Here is a 19,978-nt window from a genome sequence, read left to right on the forward strand (position 1 = left end):
AGCGATTTCCGACGCGGCCTGGGCCACTGTCGACGCCATGCCCAGGCTCAGCCCGAGCCCCATCAGCCAATACATACGAGGGTGCATATCCGTCCTCAATAGGAGTAAGTCAGGCGAGCGAAGACACCTTTGGCGCGGTCATCGCCAGACACTTTCACTCGGTATTGCAACGAAAAATCTACATAGGAGCGCGGCGCGTTGTAGGCGTCTTCGCGGAACCAGTAGCGCACGTTGTTGCCCACGCCGATGCCGGCGGCATGGCCGGATGAGTATTCGGTGCTGCCATCGGTCCGGGTTTCGCTGTCCATCTTCGAGTCGTAGTCGAAGGCGGCCACCACGTGGGGGAACGTCACCCAGCGCGAACCGGCGCCGCCAATGGCGTAGCTGCGACCACCCTGCCATTCGCTGTTGATGTAATTGCGCGAGTCGTTGACGTAATGACCGGTCTCGGCGAACAACTGCGACGTCCACCAGCTGGGGACATCAACCCGCAAATCGGTACCGATGCTGGAGCCATAACCCAGGCGCAACAGCCAGTCGCCGTCGACGTCAGAAGATCCCAGAGGAAAGGTGCGTTCCACGGCCGCCATGACGTTCAACGAGGTGAACGGCTTGACCCGCACACCCAACGCGCCTTGCAGCGCATCCAGGCCGGTGTCCGAATCGCTGTTCTTGCTCCACAGCGTGTCGGTGACCCGGCCATACAGTTCGACGAAACGGGCGTTGCGGTAACCCAACGGACGCCACGACAGTTCGGTGCTGTTCTGCAGGCTGTCGTTGCTGCTACTGCCGCTCCCGCTATTGCCATTATTGCTGCCAGTGCTGGGCGCCGAGCTCAGGCCACTGGTGGAACTGTTGCCGCGATAACTGGTGGTGCTGGTCAGGCCCCAAGTGCGCGACACATCGGCCACGGCGCGGCGGGTGTCGAACGCCTGCTGGTCGGTCATGTCCAGTTCGCCGCTATTTTTGGCGTCGATAACCCGCTTGAAATAGCCGACAGCGTGTTCGTCGTCACTGACCCGCATTGCGTTGTAGGCCGCGTCCTGAGTCGCTGTCGGCGCGAGAGGCGCGGCAGCGTCAGCCTTGCGGAATGACTCATGGGCGCTGTCGTCGTCGCCGGCCTGTACCGACAGGTACGCCACCTGCAGGTCGCTCATGCCATCCAGTTCGCCGGCGTCGCGGGCGACCTGAAGGCGTTCCCGCGCCGTGCGACGTTGACCCAGGGCAGCATAAAGGCTGGCTTCTTCATACGTGGGCAGGCTGCCCAGGGCCAGGGCCTGGGTGAAGTCCTGGCGGGCACCGGCATCGTCTCCGGTCTGCTGGCGCAACCGACCGCGCTGGGCCAGCAAACGGGCGTCGTCACCATTGGCTTGCAGGCCATCGCTGGCCGCAGCTATGGCTTCGGGCAGGCGCTTCTGGTCGGTCAGGGCGCTGACCAAGAGGCTGCGATACGCCGGGTTCTGCGGCGCCCGGCGAATGGCTTCGCTGGCCAGGGCCGCCGCCGAAGCCGAGTCTTTGCGGGCCAGCGCAGCGTAAGCCTGCACGGCTGTATCCGTACCGCCATCGCGCTGGTTACCCGGCCAGATATCGCAGATCAGGCCGAATGCGCTTTCCTGGCAGTTGAGGGCCGGGGCCGGAAAACGCGTCGCGGTTTTCAGGCCATTGTCCTTCTGGCGCAACGCGACCTGAGCGGCGGCGCGACGGCGGGCGACTTCACCGCCCGTGTCGGCGGGCAGTTTTTGCAATTGATCCAGGGCCTGTTGCGGCTCGTTGTTGGCCAGCGCCAGGTCGGCGGCGAAAAAGCGAATCTCGCGCACTTCAGAATCCAGCAAGCCTTCGATGGCCAGGGCCCGGTCAAGGTCGGCCTGTGCCGCCTGGGTCTTGCCCTGACGATCCAGGGCGTAGCTGCGCAGAATCCACGGCGCGGTTTCGCCATCGTCCTGGGCCAGCGCGCCGGTGGCGGCCAGTTCGGCGGCGCGGTAATCCTGGGTCGCGATCAGCGCGCTGATCAGCAACTGCTGGTGAGCGCCGATTTCCGGTGCCCAGGCCACGGCCTTGCGGGCCTGATCCACGGCCAGCGGCAGGTTGCCCTGTTCCAGCGCGCGATAACCGGCGATGGCCAGTGGCGCGGCCAGTTGGCGGCGAATGGCTTCGCGGCGCATCAGCAAGGTGTCGTCATCCGGGAAAACCCGCAGGGCTTCGGTGGTGGCCTGATCGGCTTCCTCCAAATGCTGTTGGCGTTGCAGGGATTCGATCAGCAGCAGACGGTAATCCATGCGCTTGGGTGCCTGGGCGATGGCTTTGCGAGCGGACTGCGCGGCGACGCCGAAGTTGTCGCGATCGTAGGCCTTGAACGCCTGGGCCGCCGCACTGAAACCGGGGGCCTGTCGCGAAATCGACTGCGGGTATCGCCTGGGGTTGTCGCGTTGTTCCTTGTCTCGTTGCGCCTGCACGATCAGCCGGTTCAGACGGGTGACATCGGCCCGCTGACGCAAGGCTTCGCGGGCCTTGGCGATGGCCAGGTCGTAGTCCTTGCGGTCGTAGGCGCTGTAGGCTTCACTCGCCGCCTGGTAAGCGGGACCGGTCAACGGCAGCGGCAGAATTTCGCCATGTACCAGCGCAGGCAAAAGGGTCAGCCCCGTGGCCATGAGCGTCAGGAAGGGGCGGTTCATGCCGGAAGCTCCGTTGGGTAATGACTGTGCTGACGGGCCACGGCCTGTTCGATGGTGGCCCGAGGCAGTACGCCGCTGTCGACCAGATAGTCGCCGATGCGGCCGTGGTGCTGCGGGCGGTAATTGAGCATGGTGCGGTTGAACACGGCGCGGTCCAGCAGACCCATTTCGATCAACAGGTCGCCCAGCATCGGCGCGCGGGCATTGGGCACCGGTTGGCCGTCGAGCGCGTTGACGTTGCGCAATTGCGCGACGATCTCGCTTTCACGGGCAATCAGTTGCACCGGCTCGCTGCCCAGCTCATCGCTGATCTGTTGCAAGCCTTCAGCGGGCAGCGGGCTGGCGACGGCGATCTGCGCACGGCCTTCCTCGTTGGTCCCCAGTGGCACAACACGCCAGCGCAAAGCGAACTCGTCGGCCAGCAGCGATGCGTCGGCTTTGTGGGCCACATCGAACACCCGCGGAAGGTCGTTCTGGAACGCGATGGCTTCAGCCAGGGTTTCGTCATCCAGCCAGCCGTGGCTGAGCAAAATGCGGCCCAGTGGCATATGGCGGGTTTGTTGTTCGTCCAGTGCCGTCTGCAGATTGCTGTCGTTGATGGCCTGCCAGGACAGCAACACGCTGCCCAGCTTGCGCGGTGCGGCGGCGACCAGGTCGGTGGACGGGAAATCGTGCATGGTCTTGTCCCAGACCAGCTTGCGATTGAGCGCCTTGCCCACCAGGAACATGCGCCACGCCCGGGAGGCGGCCATGAAGTTGACGAAGTTGCCCACCACCATACGCGGCAGCGAGAGCAAACCGTGCTGCCAGCCATACAGCACCGTCGTGAAGTAGCAGCGGTGCAGGATGCGCCAGCCCAGGGCCAGGCCGTTGGCAATCAACAGGTACTTGATCCAGCCGTTGGTTTCGAACGGCGTTGGAAAGCTCACGTTCCACAGCCCGCTCTGGCGCAGGATAATCAGCGCCACCAGTTGCACGAGAATCACGTAGGCCAGGATGCTGACAAACGCTGTCACCACGCCCTTGCGGTCGCGAAACAGCAGATAACGATTGGCCAGCGAGCCGCTCCAGCCCATCTGTTCCCAGCCTTGCAGGCCGATGCCCAGGGTCCAGCGCGCTTTCTGGCGGAACGCCGTGCGGAAGGTGTCCGGGAAGAATTCGCGCACACACAGCGGCATCTTCAAGGTTGATTCGTAGGGTTTGCGGAACCACGATTTGCGCAGCACCCGGAACTCCACCGGGAAGCGTACGAAAATGGCGTTCATGCCGACCTTGGCCAGGCGTGCGCCAACGTCATAGTCCTCGGTGAGGCTGTCGGTGTTGAACGGCTGGTTCTGGGTTTCTCCGGCCAGCACTCTCAAAGCCCGGTGCGAGAAGCAGGTACCGACGCCGGCCGAGGGCACGGTATCGGTCATGCTTTCGCGCACCACCAGGTCCTTGCCGTGCCATTCGGCAAACTCGTCCATGTACGTGCCGGCCACCCATTCATACCAGTTGCGCTCCAGGGAAACGACCGGCAGCTGGATCATGTCCTTGCGGGGCAACAGGTAGTTGAACAGGCGCAGTTCCAGCGGGTGCAACACGTCTTCGCTGTCGTGCAATACGACACCGGCGAAGGTCATGCCGTGGGTTTTTTCATGCAGGAAAATTGCCTGAATCACCCAGTTAAGGCAGTCAGCCTTGCAGGTCGGCCCGGCATGCGGGACTTCCACGCGGTGCAACTGCTTGTAACGCCGACGCATGCGCTCCACCTCATCGATGGTGCGCTGGTCGTTGATGTAAGTGCCGACGAAGACCACGTAGTTCTGGTAGTCGAGGGTCGACACCATGTTCTCGATCATCGGCGCGATGACGTCGTATTCCAGCCAGGCCGGAACCATGATCGCCAGTGGCTGCTCATCCCGGTCCAGCAGTTGCTGGGCGGTCAGTGGCCGGTATTTGCGGTCCACGGTGAACTTGCGGAACAGGCGGCGAGACCAGTACCACAGGTCAATGAACAGATCGTCCAGGCTGGAGATCAGGATCAGCACCGCGACCGCAATGGTCGCGACTTCCAGAAAGCTGTAGTAATGAGCCAGCCAGTAGGGCCAATAAAGCGACGTCATCGAAGGGTTCCGTTACTGGCGATTGCGACGGGCGCTACGGCCGGCCAACATCAGGATGAGCACCAACAGGATGCCGCCGGGAATCAGCCACAACAGCGAAGGCGTGCGCCAGGCGTCCAGGCCCTTGGGCTCTTCTTTGTCGATGAACTGGCTGCCGCTTGGATCCTTGCTATCGAAGGTATTCACCACACCGTTGTCGCCCAGAATCGACACGTCGCCGCGGGTCAATAACACCGGCTTGGTGAACACAGGGGCATCGCTGCCAAGGACGCGATAGACCAGACCGTGCTGGCCGCCGGCATCCACCGCCTGCAATGACGCCAGGTGGTTGAGCGGCGACAGGTCCAGCAGCGGCTGATCCTGGTGGTTGATACGCAGGCGCCCCTGGTCATCGACCCGGACCGATTCCTTGCTGTCCTTGAGCGGCAGCTCGAAGGCCAGGAAGTCTTTGTCCGGCGTGACCGTGGCTTTAGGGTCGCTGCTGACTTTCAGTTCAGCGCGCAGCGGCGAAACGCCTGCACCGTCAGCCACCGAGATCACTTGCGGCAAGCTGCTGGCCGGGTGATCCAGGTAAGCCTGGGGCACAAGGATCTGCGCGTTCGCGGCGTAACGGGCGGCCATGCCGGAGAAACCGTCATCCAGTGAAATGTTGTCCAGCACGATGTGGCTGGTCGGCAATACGGAAACCGGGAACGCTTGCGGCGTTTCCAGGCAGCGATCACTGACGGGCTGACGCTGGAACGAAACCCGCAGGACGTTCTTGGAACCCAGGGCGTAGCTCGGGATACGCGCTTCGATGCGTTGTTTCTCGCCGTTGGCGACCAACTGTTGCGCGCCGATCAGGTAATCGTTGAGGAACACAGACGCCACCGGAGCGGTGTCCGAAGCGCCAGGGGCAGCGGACACATCCACCACGGCCTTGACTGGCAGGCGACCGTCGTAGGCCACGCTGCCCAGCGGGAACGAAGCGCTCCAGTCAGACTTTGCGAGCACGTCGATGGTGCCCGGGTTACCGCCCAGGTTGGTCAGGGCCACACGGCCATCGGCACTCAATGGCATCTGCGCTTCGCTGACAGTCAGCGTGCGACTGCGGGCCAGTTTGTTCCAGGCGCTGCTGAACAGGGCCATGGCCTTGCCGGTCGCTTCAGAGGCAATCATCAGCACCGGACGGGTGCCGAGCAATGCCAGACGCACGTTGTCCGTGCCCTTGGCGGACATACCGGCGTTCACGTGACGTTCGCGCCATTGCGTGAACGCGGTGGCTGCTGTGGCATCCAGACCTTGAATCTGGCTTTACAAGGCGTCCAGGGATTCGTTGATCGCCTTGAGCAATTGCGGGTCATTGATCGCCAGGTCGGCCTGCACGTCAGGGGTCTGGCCGAGCATCAGCAATGCGCCGATTTCCGCCGGATTGGCCAAAGCATGCATGCCCTTGCCGTTGAGGCTGGCGAAGGCCGGAATGCTCTGCAGTTCAGCCGGAATGCGCAGTGCGCTCAGGTCAACGCTGTCCTGCACGGCAGGGAAAGACAGGATGCGCGCATGTTTGCCGATCCGTTCCAGCGCAACGCCCAGGCGCCAGGCGGCGTCGTAAGTACCGACTGCCAGGCTGCCCGGCGCGACCATGATGCCCGGCTTGGCCGGCAATGCGGTCCACGCAGCGCCGACGTCCTGCAACAGATTGGCGTCGTAGCTGTAATTCAGTCGGGTGTCGGGTTCGATGCGCAACACGTTGCCAATCGCGCGTTCGTCTTCACACAGCACGCGCGAAACGATCGACGACCAGGCCACGCCCAGGCGTACCGAGCCGCTGTCGCGAGCAGCCTTGTCCACACCCAGCGTGGCGCCGGCGTTGCCTTGCGCTTCGCTGAGCCCTTCGGCCCGTACCGGGTAGCCATCCAGGGACAGCAGCAAGGTGTTGCGACCGCCCTCCCCGTTCAGGTAGCTGGCATCGAAGGTCAGCGACGCATCGGACAACGGCACGCCCGCCGGAACCGGCAGGTACAGTTCGCGGCGCGAATCCGTGGAACCGAGCACGATGGGTGCGTCGATGCCCAGATCGCTCAGGCGAATCTCCCGGTGTTGCTGGATATCGGCATTGAGTCGGTTGATCGCCTCGGTGAGCGGGCTGTCCGCCGCCAGGGCAAAGTTGGGCATGATCGCGAGCAGGCTCACGCCACAGACAAGGGCGCTTATCGCGCCCGTTTGGGTGGCGACGGAAGACTTCATTCGGGCAGATCTCAAGCTAATAGAGGGGGCGGACGGTTGTTATTGGTACGTGGACGCCGGGCGGTTGCTGTCCGGTGCCGGGGCGCGTTGCACATGCTCAAGGTATTTGGGCACGTGCAGCTGGCCGACCACGAAGTCATTGACCGGGCGGCCCATCAAGGCATCAACGATGCGCGAGCTGGCCTTGCCATCGCCGTAGGGGTTGGCCGCCTGGGACGCGCGGCGCCACAGCAGGTCATCGTCAAACAGCGCAGTGACGCCGCTGATGATCGAGTCCGGTGAAGTGCCCACCAACCGCACGGTGCCCGCTGCAACGGCTTCAGGCCGTTCGGTCACATCGCGCATGACCAGCACCGGTTTGCCCAGGCTCGGCGCTTCTTCCTGCACGCCACCGGAGTCGGTGAGGATCACGTGGGCGCGCTGCATCAGGCGCACGAACGCCAGGTAATCCAGCGGCTCGATCAGGTGCACATTGGCCAGGCCACCTAAATGCTCGGTCACCGGGCCCAGGACGTTAGGGTTCAAGTGCACCGGGTAGACGATCTGGATATCGCTGCGCTGGGCCAGTTGGCGCAAGGCTTTGCAGATATCCAGAAAGCCGTCACCGAAGTTTTCCCGACGATGGCCGGTGACCAGCAGGACTTTGCGGTCGTTGCGCAGGAAGGAGAATTGCTGATCCAGCCGGGTACGCAGTTCAGCGTTCTGGTCGATGCGTTGAGCGGTCAACTGCAGGGCATCGATCACCGTGTTGCCGGTCACGTAAGAACGCCCTTGCAAGCGCTCGCCCAGCAAATTGCGGCGCGATTCATCGGTCGGGGCGAACAGCATGTCGGCACTCAAATCGATGCAGCGACGGTTCATTTCTTCCGGCCATGGGCTGTAGATGTCACCGGTGCGAAGACCGGCTTCGACATGGCCCACAGGGATCCGGCGATGGAAGGCACACATCGACGCAACCATGGCGGACGTGGTGTCGCCATGCACCAGCACACGGTCCGGCCGGGTGATTTCCAGCACCGGATCAATGGCGCCGTACAGCGCGGCGGTCAGCGAGTTGAGTGTCTGGTGGGGCGTCATCACATCCAGCGTGAAATCAGCTTTCAGATCGAACAGCTCCAGCACCTGCTTGAGCATGCTCTGGTGCTGGCCGGTGATGCAGATCTGAGAGTGAATGCCCGGCTCTGCAGCCAGCGCCTTCACCAACGGAGCCATCTTGATGGCCTCAGGACGTGTACCGAAAATCGACAGGATCTTAATCCCGGGTTGACTACGAGCGATGATGCCCTCCTCACGCGGATATCCCGCGCCTACTCGCTGCTCAAGGCGTGACCGCATCTTGAGCGAACAGAGAATCGAGTTTATTGGGCCGGGGACTTAATCAGAATGGAGACTTGATATCACTTCGTGTGAGGTGGCGCATTGCCTTGCTTCCCGGAGCAGGCCGGATTATTAACATTAATAACGATGACTGCAAAGGCAGATGTGCAAAATGAATGTTTAATTCGCACGCGTGAAACTTTTAAAGTTGCAGACAGTCATTTAGAAGTTTTGATTTTTTTGGAAGTTGGACTTCCATAACAACTTGAAGGGCGTTTGGCCCTTTGTTTCCGGGGGCGGGAAGATTATCACATGCCGCTCGTCTAGCCACTTGGATTTTTTCATATCGAACGTTGTCGCGACAGAGACCATATAGGAATACTTAATCCAGTGCACCTGGAAGAGTTACCCTAATGGCGCCTGTATATTGTCGAAGTCGAGAACCGGAGTGTCGGACAATAAATGGCGAGTTGCAAGCCTGTTATGTATCGAAACAGAAATATATAAAGCCGCCACGGGGAGGCTTTCATGAAGTGCGCAGCACTTCGAGAGTTCGACCTCTTCAGCCTGAGGCCTTGGAGGTGAGAAAGCTCGCTTCGAACTGTCACACTCAAGGCCGGTTTGTGCATCAAGCCGTACCTCGTCCAGATCCCTCGCTACCCTATACCCGCCATCAGCCCAGCCGATAAGCCCACGTGGCAGGCCAGGGCAAATGTCTTCCTGTCCGGCCCGCAGGCAAGCCTTGCGCACCGGTATCCACACACACCTGTTCTCACAGCCCTACAAACGGAACCGAGCCACTTCTTGTTTGAGCCCTTTGGCCAACTGATTCAGATCATTGCTACTGCGCAGAAGATCTTGCACTGACAGATTATTTTGCTCGGCCATTTGTGCAGATCGCTCGACGTTACGTGCGACGTCCTGACTGGCCTCTGTTTGCTCACGCAATGCCAGCGAGATCTGTTCGACTACCACGAGCACCTGGCCAGAACTTTCACTGATTTCGGTAATTGCCTTGCCCGCCGATTCCGCCATCTCCACGCCTTGGCTAACTTCCATCACACCGCTGCGCATGCTCTCCACGGTATCGCGGACCCCGAGCTGGATCTTGTCGATCATGCTGGCAATTTCCTTGGTGGACTTACCGGTGTTCTGCGCCAGCAACCGCACCTCGTCGGCCACGACTGCGAATCCGCGGCCCTGCTCCCCCGCCCGAGCGGCCTCAATGGCAGCATTGAGTGCAAGCAGGTTGGTTTGATCTGCGATGCCCTGGATAACACTGATGATGGTAGAGATCTGCTCGGAATGTTGACCCAACTCCGACACTTTGGTCGACGCATGCTGCACGGTCTTGGCGATACCGTTCATGCTGGTAAGGGTGTTCTGAATAACGGTCGATCCATCCACTGATTGCTGACCGGAGCGACTGGCAAGTCCACCGGCCTCACCCGCATTCATGGAGACATGGTTGATACTGACCGTCAGTTCTTCAACCGTGGCTGCCATCGAAGATGCTGCGTTTGACTGTTCACTTACCGCGCCGGAAAGCTGCTGCGAAGCGACCGAGATGTTCTGTACGGACTCAATCAACTGGCTGGCAGCTTGATTGATCTGCTGAATCATTTCCCGCAAGCGGGTTTGCATACGAGCAAATGCCTTGGGCAGTTCATCGCTGGTGCTGGTATCAATCACAGTGTCCAACCTGCCCTCGGCGACGGCCGTCGCCGCGTCGATAGCCACTTGCAGGCGGGCACGGACAGTGCGGCCCAACGCGTAGGCCAGGATGATTGCCAGAACGGCGGCAATCAGGCCACCGGCCAACAGGATCGTAATCGCGCGACTCTTGGCGTCGTTCATCTCTTGGGTACGTCGAACCAACAGGGTTTCTTCCGCCTGCGACATATCTGAAATGATCCCGCGCATCCCATCCATTTTGGCTTTGTCTGCGCCAGTAATGATGCGCTGATCGAGCGAATCATCGGAGCTGCCGCTTTGGGTCAGTTGACGCCGTTGCGCGATGATCGGATGAACGTCTTCGTCCAGCCAACGGGTTTGCAACTGTGCCAGTGAGGCCAGCCGTTTCTGTTGCTCGGCGTTATCAATCGTCAAAGCCTTGAGAGAAGCCAGCGTGCTGGAGAACTTGCTTTCACCGGCAATCTGCGGCTCGAGAAAGTTGTCCTTGCCCGTAATCACGAAGCCGCGCATGCCGGTCTCGATATTGATCAACTGTTCAAGGGCCATCTGGGACTGACTTAAGACCCGATAGGTGTGGACGTTGCTGCTGATTGCACTTTCGACCTGGCCAAAACCACGATAGGCGCTGAAGACAAGGACGCCGAGAAGGACCACGATAGCGGCGAAACTGAGGTAGAGCTTTTGGGAAATACTGAGCTTGCTATACATATTCATGCACTCCATTAGCGGAGCATCCTTGGCTCGGGGTTTTAGTTTTTTTCATGAACACGTCTTCCGATGTCATGTCGATATCACCCTTATCGACTGCTGGAGTTAGAGCTTGAATTCAGCTTTCATTACCCGCTAACTTTCAGGATCGCGCAGGAAATCCACGTGTAGGCGCAGCAGGATTCGAGTGATCAACACGTGCAAGACAGGCTTCGCCAGGACGGCGCTAAGGGAGGGAAAGGTCAGACACCGCCGACGCTTGCGAGCCTGCAAGCGAGCACAACGGCCGCTCCTGCCGAGCATGCCCCCCGAAAAGGAAACATGCGGCAGGAATCGTTTAGCGCATGCCCGCTACGTTGCGCACCTCTTCTGGCGCAGCTTTGGTTTTTGACAAGGCGCCGGTATAGGCGCCAGCCGCCATGGCTGCCGGGTTGCCGCCACCGCCGATCATGCCTTCGGCCGCGCCTTTGGCGATATGCGCCCCGCCTTCGACTCCGCCTTTGAGCATCCCGACAGGGCTGCCATCAGACTCGCCGACTCCCGTCATGAAGCCACTCACACCGGGGACCATCCACATCGCTTTGCCCACTTCGCCAGCAGCGGAAGCCAGGCCGTTCTTGTCTGCGCCTTTTTCGGCCACAGGGGCATCCCTGGTCTGAGTGCGAGCAGAATCGCCGGCGGAATGCGAACTCGCCCCGCCACCGAACGGCTGCAACAGCGCCCCAATCAACTTATCAAGCAACTGTAGCAAGGGAGAAGACGGCTTCGACGCTTCACCGCTGTTGCTTTGCCCCTGACTGTGCTCGGCCAGAGGCTGGTTTTGCAGAGCGGCCGGCGCGCCACTCCCGGCAGGGCTGCCGTAGTTGACCGCGCCCGCGGGGGACTGCGCGGCGTATTGGGGATTCTGAGTGCTTTGGTCAGCCCGATAGATGGCCGAGCCGCCGCTGGCCAGAGCCCCGCCACCCTGGGCCACATTGCTGAAATTGCCGGTGGCTCGGCTGCCGCCGTTACCGGAATCGTTGGGGCCATTCGTCGGTTTGCCCGCGTCGGGCGTTGGTTTGCCGCCCGGTTTGGAAGCTTGGGGGGTGATATCAGGTGTCTTGGGCGACGAGGCGCCGAGTCCGGGTAATTTCACGTTTTTTCTCCAAACTGAAAGGTCGGTTGGCAGTGCCCCAGGCCCACTCTTGACCGCTTGCACAGGTGCAGGCGTGCTGGATGTTGTAACGGGGCGATCGCGGTGAGGTTCGCGTGGTGAGTGGGTAGCCCTTGTGTGGCGCTGACGGCCAGATCGGTTCCCCTGAAAAGAACCGGGGCGCAACGCTGCTCACCGTCCCGGCAGATGACAGGGTGGCAGGCGCGGGATTTGAAGCGCGCAGTACCTTAAAGCACCCCCGTCAAAAACTGCGCCCGGCCGTGGCCAAAGCTCCAGTCTGCATCCGTGTTGGTGACGATCGAGACCATGAGGTCATTGGCCTCGATACCACAGTCTTCCTGCAGCGCCTGGGCGAGTAGCTGATAAAACCTGACCTTGGATTCCTCAGTTCTGGGGCGGCTGGTCACGCTGATCACCACGACCTTGTCCGTGCGAGGAATACCGAGCCCCGTATCTTCAACAATCATTCGGCCTGGCCGATGTTCGTTGACGATCTGATAGCGATCACCTTGAGGCACCTGGAATGCTTCAACCACGGCGCGGTGTGCAGCATCCAGCAGGATTTTCACTTGTTCATCGGAACGGCCTTCAATGAGGTCAATGTTGATCAATGGCATGGTTGAACTCTCGTCATGGAAAGCGCCGGGCGGCGCCAGAAGAGATCACACGATAAAGCGCCAGACTGTTCACGAACAGATAAGATAATTGAATTCATTGTTTACATATGAGAACAATCGCCCCATGAAAAAGTCGGAGATCGAAGGCTTGTGGACGCACATCCACTGGCTGTCTGTGCTGGAGGAGCAAGGGACCTACACAGCGGCGGCGACACGATTGGGCGTCAGCAAATCTGCAGTCAGCCAACGAATCAGTGAGCTAGAAGAGGCCACGGGTCTGCGTCTGGTTTTGAGAACCACACGCAGCGTTCGCTTGACTGAGGCAGGTAGCTCGCTTGTCACAGAGGTGCGCGGTGCTTACGCGCATATCGCCAAAAGTTTCCTGGACGTCAGGGATTCTGCGGGCGCTGTGCGTGGGCTTCTGAGATTAACTGCACCGGTAGCCTTCGCCCGGCAACAATTGGTGCCACGCCTGGCCGGCTTTCTCGAAAAATATCCCGAAGTCCGATTGCAGCTGGACGTTTCCGACCGCATTAGCTCGATCGCCACCGATGGGTACGACCTGGCTGTTCGTCACAGTGATCAGGTGCCGGACACGCATGTTGCCTGGAAGCTCTGCGACACCCGGTCTGTACTGGTCGCCACCCGCAGGTATCTGGATCGCTGTGGCGAACCCGAAACGCCCGCTGATCTCACGGAACACAACTGCCTGTTTTATCCACGGGGCAGCGATACCCCAGCCTGGACGTTCGAGGGCTCTTCAACAGGAAGGGAATTGCGTGAGCGGCTAACGATCCCGATCAAAGGGACGTTTGCCACCAACAACAGCGAAGCCCTTCGTGAAGCGGCTCAGGCTCACCTGGGCATCGCGCTGCTTCCCGACTTCAGCGCCCAGGCAGCGTTGGCAGAAGGTTCGCTGGTTCAAATACTCGACCACTGGGACCTCAAGGGAGCCTTCTCTGACGAGATCAATCTGATCCGGCCTTACTCGCCTCAGATTCCCAAGGCCGTCACCGCACTGGTGGCGTATCTCAAAGACCAGCTCTCGCAAGGTTTCCAACGAAGACACTGATCATTTTTCCGGGACGATTACATCAGGCCACGGGCATCGTCGTCCTGCGCAGCAACAGTTGCTTGCCCAGCCTCTGCCCTTTGAGCTCGACATAGTGATACGTCGCGCTGGAAATGGTCACCACCACCGCCAGAATCAGCAGCATGATCAAGTTATTCAGCCAGACATGCCCGGTATCCAGGTAGCGGGTATTAGCGATCATCGGCGCGGCTTCGAAGCCGGTTTTTTTCTGCACCACCATAAAAGCGGAAATCACGAAGAACAGCACGGCCAGATGGGTCAGGTAGATCGAGTAGGACAACCGCCCCAGGCGAGCGAAGAATTCGTGCTTGAGCACGTACGACAGCACACCGCCATCGAAGGCGAACAGCACGATGGTCACGCAGAACACCGCGCTGGCGGCCAATACCTTTTGCTGCAACTCACTGGTCAATATCGCCCAGATGGCGATTACGGCCAACGCCTCCAGTACGCTGAGCAAGGCAAAACCGGGCTCTATCCAGCGTCTGAGGCGGTTGAAAACGGCGTAGGTCAATGCACCGGCAAAGAAGCAGCCCAGGCCTTTTTGCGCGTAGAGGGTGAGCACATCGGCATGGCTGTAGAACAGAGCAAATCCGGCAAAGGCAATGACGGTCCACAACAGGTATCGACCACTGGACGCTACGATCATGGTCGAGGCGAAAATCATATAGGTCCAATACTCGATGCTGATGCTCCAGGCGGCGGTATTGAATGAGAGATTTTCTGTCAGGTGCGTCCAGCTTTGCAGCAGCAGGAGATTTGGCAGTATCTGCGATGCCGCGTAGGGGCCGGTAAAGGGGGTTTGATTGAAGCTGAAACCCTGCTTGTAGGCGACGTACTTGAGGAGTTCCAGGGCAATGAATACCCCGAGCATGAAAGCATGCAGGGGTAACAGGCGAAAGGTGCGCGAAATCAGGAAGTGGCTGAAGTCCAGTTGGCGCTTGCTGCCGTAGGCGTGAGCCATAACGAAGCCGCTGAGGACAAAGAAGAACTCGACGAACAGGTCGGCATTGGAGAAAAAGGCCCACTCCGTGATGCTGCCGACAAGATGGGTGTGGTAAAGGACAACGGCTATTGCGCAGATGCCGCGCAGGCTGTCCAACGCGTGAAATCGTTTCACGTTTTGCATGCAAATCCCCGATCAGATGCCATCGCTCGAAAGCGCCTAAAGCAACCCATCGGGTTCGGTCGCGTTATTACCAAAGACCAGACGATAGCTCAGTGCGGCGGTTGTGCAAGGGATCTTGTTGAACGGGTAAGGCACCAGGTTGTTTTGCTGCATCGGGCCGGGTACGCGGGCGCGGGTGATCATGACAATGCGCCTGCCTGGGTCAGCGTCAGGCATGGGCCTGGTGGATGATGAAGTCTGCGTTCATGACGTCGTAGATCGGTTTGAAATCCCCATACGCATGGGGAGCGCGGAAACCCGCCGCACGCAGTTCGTCCTGCAACTGGCGCGAGCGGATCGGGCACACCCGCAGTCGATACTGCGCACCGTCGGCAAAGCGATAGATGAACTCGCACACCGACTCGTCCACTTGGCCGAGGGCGACGCTGACGGAGTCGCCGCAGTCGTCATCACGCGCAGATGACCTGAAGCGGCCGGCGAGGATGGCTTCAAAATTGCGCTGATCAATCAGCAGCAGTCCGCCGGGCTTGAGCATCTGGCGAAACCGCTTCATCACGGCGATGCGCGCCTCCCTATCGAACACCTGGCCCAGCGAACTGCCGAGGCACAGCACTGCATCGAACTTGCCCAGAACCCGGGCGTCCAGCGCTTGCCAGTCGCAGCGATGGACCGGCACGTCGACGCCCAGCCGCTCGAAATTGCGCCGGGCACGATCCACCAGGGTCGGGCTGCCGTCGCAGGCGGTGACGTCGAAGCCCGCCTTGTATAAGTGCGCCGCGTGAAAGCCGCTGCCAGTGGCGGCATCCAGCACACGCCAGGCACCGGACCGGCGCAGCAGATCGTAGAAGAAGGAGCCCTCGCCAGCCGCGCGTTTGTCCCAGTCGATGAGTTCGTCCCGGCGCTCAATGAAGTCCGCCGCATCACGGCGAGCGTGGTCGATATCGGCGATCGCCAATCGATCAGCAGGCGAAAGCGCGATGACCGGTGGCATGGGCGGCCACTCCTGTGTGATGGCTGCTGGTGTGCTGATGGGTGGCTTCGGCGTAGGTCAGGTATTTGCTGCCAAGCTCCTCTGCCCAGGCAGCGGCATCGGACACGCGCATCTCGGCCATAACGAAATTGAGCTCGCGCTGCATGATCTGCATCTGCGCCTCGCCGAACACCGCCGTGCCGTCAGCGCGAATCAGTGTGATGCCGTCGAGCCGCTGCCCCGCTTCATTGACTTTGATCGCCTCTTCCCGCGTCACGCCGTACGGCAGGTCAAGCAGGACTTTGCCCATGCCGACCTTGACCGGGTAGCCGCCGGGCAAACCCTGAGGCCCGGGGCCGTGGACCCGCACCTCATGGTCGGCGTGGAGGTTTTCCAGCAACGTCACCGCCGACATGGCGGTGAGGTACTGACCGTCAACGCCACCCAGTTGGCTGAACTCCCGGGCGACGCAACCGAAAATAGCCTCCGCCGCGTGTTCGCCGGTGCGCTCTTCGCCGTCAATCCAGTACGTCAGGCTGAAGCTGGATTCCAGGCGCTGCGGCGGCAGGCCATGGCGGGGAACGCTGTGGCTGAAGTAATGATGGCCGACGAGTTTGGCGCAGACCTGCGTTGGCAGGCACTCAGCCAGACGCGCAATGGCGCAGCGCGTCGCAGGGATCAGGTTGGCGATGTTGCCGATGCCGATGTCCGGCGCCATGCCGACTTTGTAGAGAATCGGGTTGACCGCATCCGGGAACGCCGCGTTCACCACCAGACTTTTCGGGCAGGACTGTTTGACGGCTCGCATCAGGGCGTAGGCTGGCGCCAGGTACATCGGCAGCCAAGGCCCGAGCTGAGCCTGATCAAGGGCAGCAAAGCGCTCGGCCGGCAATTGTGTGATCACCCGCCACGGTTGCAGCGAGGCACAGTTGAGGATGATGTCCGGGCGGATTTTGAGCAGCGTTTCGGCATTACGGCTGATGCACGACTCACGCAGGTCCATGTGATGACTGTGGATGTCGACCGTCACGTTCTGTTGCAGCGCAGCCAGACGGATCAGGTTGCACAGGCGGGTTGTTTTCTCGCTGTCGCGACTGGCGACGTGGAATTCGAACTGATTGCGCGGGGCCAGGATCTGCAGGATTTGCAGACACAGGTTGCCGCCGCCAACGATGAGCAGTTTTTTGCGATGCATGGTGTTCTCCCTGGAATGCATGAGGGACCGTGGTGTTCCCGATCACTGGCGCGGGCAGGCGCCGTTATCCACTGCGATGACTTTTCCGGTGAGGTGGCGGCTCTGCTCCGACAGCAGAAACAGAATGACGTCAGCCACGCCGCCTGGCTGGATGGGCTCCTCGATGATTTTCTGCCGTTCGTACCCCCTGCGGCGTTGCCCGGGAATACGGTCATGAATAGGCGTGTTGCGAACCAGCGCCGGGGACACGGCGTTCACCCTGACCCGTGGGGCGAAGTTCCAGGCGTTGGCTTTGGTCAGGCCGATTACCCCGGCCCTGGTCGCGCCATACCGTGCATCCATGCTGCCCAAATCGCCCGTCACCGAGGTGATGTTGACGATGCTGCGCGAGTAGCCGGCCGCCGATTCCCGCCGCGCGAAGTCTTTGGACAGGTACAGCAGCGACTTGAGTTTGACGGCCCAGATCTCCTCCACCGCCGAGTCGCTGTCGGCGCAGACACTTTTGCCGTGAGAGCTCCAGGCGTTGTTGACCAGGGCGTACAGCGCACGGTGGTTATGCACGTCGTACAGGTTGCTGATGAACGACTGATAGACGTGTGCCTGGGAAAAGTCCACCAGGTGAGTTTCCAGCCGATGCGGCGGCAAACTGCGCTGCAACATCTGAAGGCCCAGCCTGTCGATGTCTGCGGCAATGACGTAGTAGCCGGCGTTGACGCAGGCAAGCGTGGCAGCCTTGCCGATGCCGCTGGCGGCGCCCGTGATGACGATTTTTCTCATGACAGTCCCTGCAGGGTCGTTGGGTAACGCGCGATGCGAGGCGTGAAAGCTGGCGGATCGAGGGTGTCGGTGATGAATCCGTGCAGCCGTTGCATGCTCAGGCGGACGTCATTGCCTGCGGTCAGGAACGCAGGGTGACGGGCGTATTCGTCAGGGGTCAGGCCGCCCTCAAAATACGCCTGGTTGAAATAGGAAATGGCCAGAAGGCGGTCGAGAACTTTGCCGGGAATCTGCACCCATTCCGCCGCCGGTTCGATGCTGCACCCGGCCTGCTGGCGGCGTACGAGAAATTCGATGAGGTGGGGTGTCAGCGCGTACAACGTAGTGTCGGCGCCAGTGCGCTGCAGGTGCCAGCAGTGCTCGCGACCGCGCGTATCGGTGTCGACCTTGATGCTGCATAACAACAGTTGCGCCGGTGTCTCGCGCCGTCGCATCAGCGCCTGCATCGCCTGATACACCGCCAGTTCCGCCCAGCGTTTGTCCGAGCGGCCGAGATTGATACGACTGCCCCGCGCCTGGCGCTCGAATTCCGCTTCCGCACCCAGTCGACCGATCATGAAGCTGACCACGTAACGCGCCCGCTCAGTGTTCACACCGTTGGCGAGCGCCCGCTGACGCCCGGTGTGGATGGCTTTGAGGCAGGCATCCAGCTGGGAGACGGTAAAACAGAAGGTGTTATTGATCGAGCAGCCCCGCGCCACCAGATGCTCGATGGCGCGATAGCCCTGGGCGCTACCCGGGATCTTGATCATGACGTTCGGCGCCAGCGCCGCCAGCTCCAGCCCTCGGGCAACCAGCGCGTCCTGATTCATCCAGTGCCCGCCCTCGATCTGCGCCGACAGCCAGCCCGCCTGCTGCTTCGTTTGCCGGAATAACGGCAGCAGCGGCTGGGCGCTGTCGATGATCAGCTGGTCGTAGAGCTGTCGCAACCGGGTATCCGGCGGCATCGACGTCGGCAACGTGTGGAGAAAGTCCCGGTAATGGGCTGCATTGCTCAGAACGGCCTGACTGATCAGGGTCGGGTTGGTGGTGGCGCCGCTGATACCCGCCTCCGAGCGACCCGGTTCATCGGGCAGTAATTCGTTAATAACCTCGCGCATGTCCGGATAGGCGCGCAGCAACTTGTTTTGGCACTTGTTATATAGGGCGGGTGATGAATCGAACCAGACTTCCGAGTCAGAGTTATGACATTTTAAAAGTTGAATGAAGCTCGAACAGTCCATGGAAATGCCCTTCCCTTTCGATTGATTCAATGGCAATCAGGGCCCCGGGCGAGCACGGGCAAAATGCCAGCTTTTTCAAGCTGATAGTCAGGGATCTGAGCCTCAGGAGCATTAAGATGGATCCAATCAGATGCCCTGTCAAATGCAATTCGATGGGTTTTTGATGCTTAAAAGAAATAAGTAACGACTTTCTTATTTCGAATATGAAGTTGGATATCTATTGGCCTTTCGCCCTCAATTTGAAGTAATTCAAATGAATGAAGGGATGACCTTACATACAAAACATCCGCAAATATTCAATACCAGAAGGCCGTCACTCATACCGCTACTTGCCATTTTTAAAGACGGTGCAACTCATTAACTTACCAGTTAGTTACAAGCGAGTTGCAATGTTGGAAAGCGCAGAGTGTGGTGCGGGCGCCGGGCCGCAACGATTTCCATCATCAACGCCTCCACGTGCCACTCGACGACCGTCAATCATTGGGTTATGAAAGCGCAGGGGCGGTCACTGGACCGCGCCAGTCAAAAAAACAGACCAAGGGACCTGACCGTGAGCAAACCTTCCGCTACCGAACGCTACAGCTACAAAGCCCGCTGGTTTCACTGGGTGATGGCGATCCTGATTGTCCTCGCCTACGCGCTGATCCTGAGCCGTACCCAGCTTGCCCGTGGCAGCGACGCGCGGACCTTCGTCGTGCAAACGCATTTCTGGGTCGGCATCGTCGTGCTGGTCATGGCGTTTTTCCGCATCGCCGAACGCCGTCGCCATTCGCCGCCAGGCATCACCCCGCCACTGGAAGGCGTATTGCGCCTGGCCGCGACACTCTCCCATTACGCGCTCTATGCTTTCCTGTTCGCGCAGCCACTGCTGGGTCTGTTCACGGTACTGCTGGAGCGCGGCGCCCTGCCGATTCCCCTGACCTCGCTGAGCATTCCCGCGCCGTTCGACATGTCCAAGGACACCGCCGAAATGCTGGAGCACTACCACGTCCTGCTGGGCACGATTTTCTACTACGTCATCGGCCTGCACGTAATTGCGGCGATCTGGCACCACTTCGTGCGCAAGGACAACACCGTCAAACGCATGGTGTAGGCCGG

General features: G+C 60.4%; 14 protein-coding genes and 1 pseudogene. 2 read left to right on the forward strand and 13 right to left on the reverse strand.

Annotated features, from left to right (window positions below):
- Positions 1–95 precede the first annotated feature (95 nt).
- The 7 genes and pseudogenes from BMY98_RS17185 to BMY98_RS17215 all read right to left on the reverse strand — a co-directional run bounded on the left by BMY98_RS17185 (position 96) and on the right by BMY98_RS17215 (position 12,493).
- Positions 96–2,672: a bacteriophage N4 adsorption protein A gene (locus BMY98_RS17185; protein WP_074891164.1), complete on the reverse strand. Its 2,577-nt coding sequence runs from the start codon at positions 2,670–2,672 to the stop codon at positions 96–98.
- Complete coding sequence (locus BMY98_RS17190; protein WP_074891166.1) at positions 2,669–4,777, reverse strand: glycosyl transferase family protein; 2,109 nt, start codon at positions 4,775–4,777, stop codon at positions 2,669–2,671. Before BMY98_RS17190 ends, BMY98_RS17185 begins: the two co-directional genes overlap by 4 nt.
- A gap of 12 nt (positions 4,778–4,789) precedes the next feature.
- Positions 4,790–7,003, reverse strand: a pseudogene (locus BMY98_RS17195) (hypothetical protein).
- Between the two features lie 39 nt (positions 7,004–7,042).
- The gene (gene wecB / locus BMY98_RS17200) at positions 7,043–8,281 is read right to left on the reverse strand and encodes a non-hydrolyzing UDP-N-acetylglucosamine 2-epimerase (RefSeq protein ID WP_281248184.1); all 1,239 of its coding nucleotides are present in this window, start codon (positions 8,279–8,281) and stop codon (positions 7,043–7,045) included.
- Positions 8,282–9,100: 819 nt separating this feature from the next.
- Positions 9,101–10,723, reverse strand: coding sequence for a methyl-accepting chemotaxis protein (locus tag BMY98_RS17205; RefSeq protein WP_074891170.1), 1,623 nt, complete (start codon positions 10,721–10,723; stop codon positions 9,101–9,103).
- 337 nt (positions 10,724–11,060) lie between these two features.
- Entirely contained in the window at positions 11,061–11,858 is a 798-nt protein-coding gene (locus BMY98_RS17210; protein WP_074891171.1) for a hypothetical protein, read from the reverse strand.
- A 245-nt stretch (positions 11,859–12,103) separates the two neighbouring features.
- Positions 12,104–12,493 carry a tautomerase family protein gene (locus BMY98_RS17215; RefSeq protein ID WP_074891173.1) on the reverse strand — a complete coding sequence of 130 codons (390 nt, stop codon included), beginning with the start codon at positions 12,491–12,493 and terminating at the stop codon, positions 12,104–12,106.
- Positions 12,494–12,617: 124 nt separating this feature from the next.
- Here BMY98_RS17215 and BMY98_RS17220 point away from each other — a divergent pair, with 124 nt between their 5' ends.
- Positions 12,618–13,565 carry a LysR family transcriptional regulator gene (locus BMY98_RS17220; protein ID WP_074891175.1) on the forward strand — a complete coding sequence of 316 codons (948 nt, stop codon included), beginning with the start codon at positions 12,618–12,620 and terminating at the stop codon, positions 13,563–13,565.
- A gap of 22 nt (positions 13,566–13,587) precedes the next feature.
- Here the strand turns inward: BMY98_RS17220 and BMY98_RS17225 are convergent, their stop codons facing one another.
- From BMY98_RS17225 to BMY98_RS17245, 6 genes are read right to left on the reverse strand one after another with little or no spacing between them, the layout of a single operon-like run.
- Complete coding sequence (locus tag BMY98_RS17225) at positions 13,588–14,715, reverse strand: acyltransferase family protein (protein ID WP_074891177.1); 1,128 nt, start codon at positions 14,713–14,715, stop codon at positions 13,588–13,590.
- 36 nt (positions 14,716–14,751) lie between these two features.
- Positions 14,752–14,898: a hypothetical protein gene (locus BMY98_RS27340; RefSeq protein ID WP_158273377.1), complete on the reverse strand. Its 147-nt coding sequence runs from the start codon at positions 14,896–14,898 to the stop codon at positions 14,752–14,754.
- Positions 14,899–14,923: 25 nt separating this feature from the next.
- Positions 14,924–15,706, reverse strand: coding sequence for a class I SAM-dependent methyltransferase (locus tag BMY98_RS17230; RefSeq protein ID WP_074891179.1), 783 nt, complete (start codon positions 15,704–15,706; stop codon positions 14,924–14,926).
- A complete protein-coding gene (locus BMY98_RS17235; RefSeq protein WP_074891181.1) occupies positions 15,675–16,880 on the reverse strand; it encodes a hypothetical protein in 1,206 nt (401 codons plus the stop codon). The genes BMY98_RS17230 and BMY98_RS17235 overlap by 32 nt, the downstream gene beginning before the upstream one ends.
- Before the next feature lie 42 nt (positions 16,881–16,922).
- Positions 16,923–17,657 carry an SDR family NAD(P)-dependent oxidoreductase gene (locus BMY98_RS17240; RefSeq protein WP_074891183.1) on the reverse strand — a complete coding sequence of 245 codons (735 nt, stop codon included), beginning with the start codon at positions 17,655–17,657 and terminating at the stop codon, positions 16,923–16,925.
- The gene (locus BMY98_RS17245; RefSeq protein WP_175514180.1) at positions 17,654–18,757 is read right to left on the reverse strand and encodes a transaldolase family protein; all 1,104 of its coding nucleotides are present in this window, start codon (positions 18,755–18,757) and stop codon (positions 17,654–17,656) included. The genes BMY98_RS17240 and BMY98_RS17245 overlap by 4 nt, the downstream gene beginning before the upstream one ends.
- 673 nt (positions 18,758–19,430) lie before the next feature.
- On the opposite strand from BMY98_RS17245, the gene BMY98_RS17250 reads away from it, so the two are divergent.
- Positions 19,431–19,973: a cytochrome b gene (locus tag BMY98_RS17250; RefSeq protein WP_175514181.1), complete on the forward strand. Its 543-nt coding sequence runs from the start codon at positions 19,431–19,433 to the stop codon at positions 19,971–19,973.
- Positions 19,974–19,978 lie beyond the last annotated feature (5 nt).

The organism is Pseudomonas graminis (assembly GCF_900111735.1).
Classification (GTDB): domain Bacteria; phylum Pseudomonadota; class Gammaproteobacteria; order Pseudomonadales; family Pseudomonadaceae; genus Aquipseudomonas; species Aquipseudomonas graminis.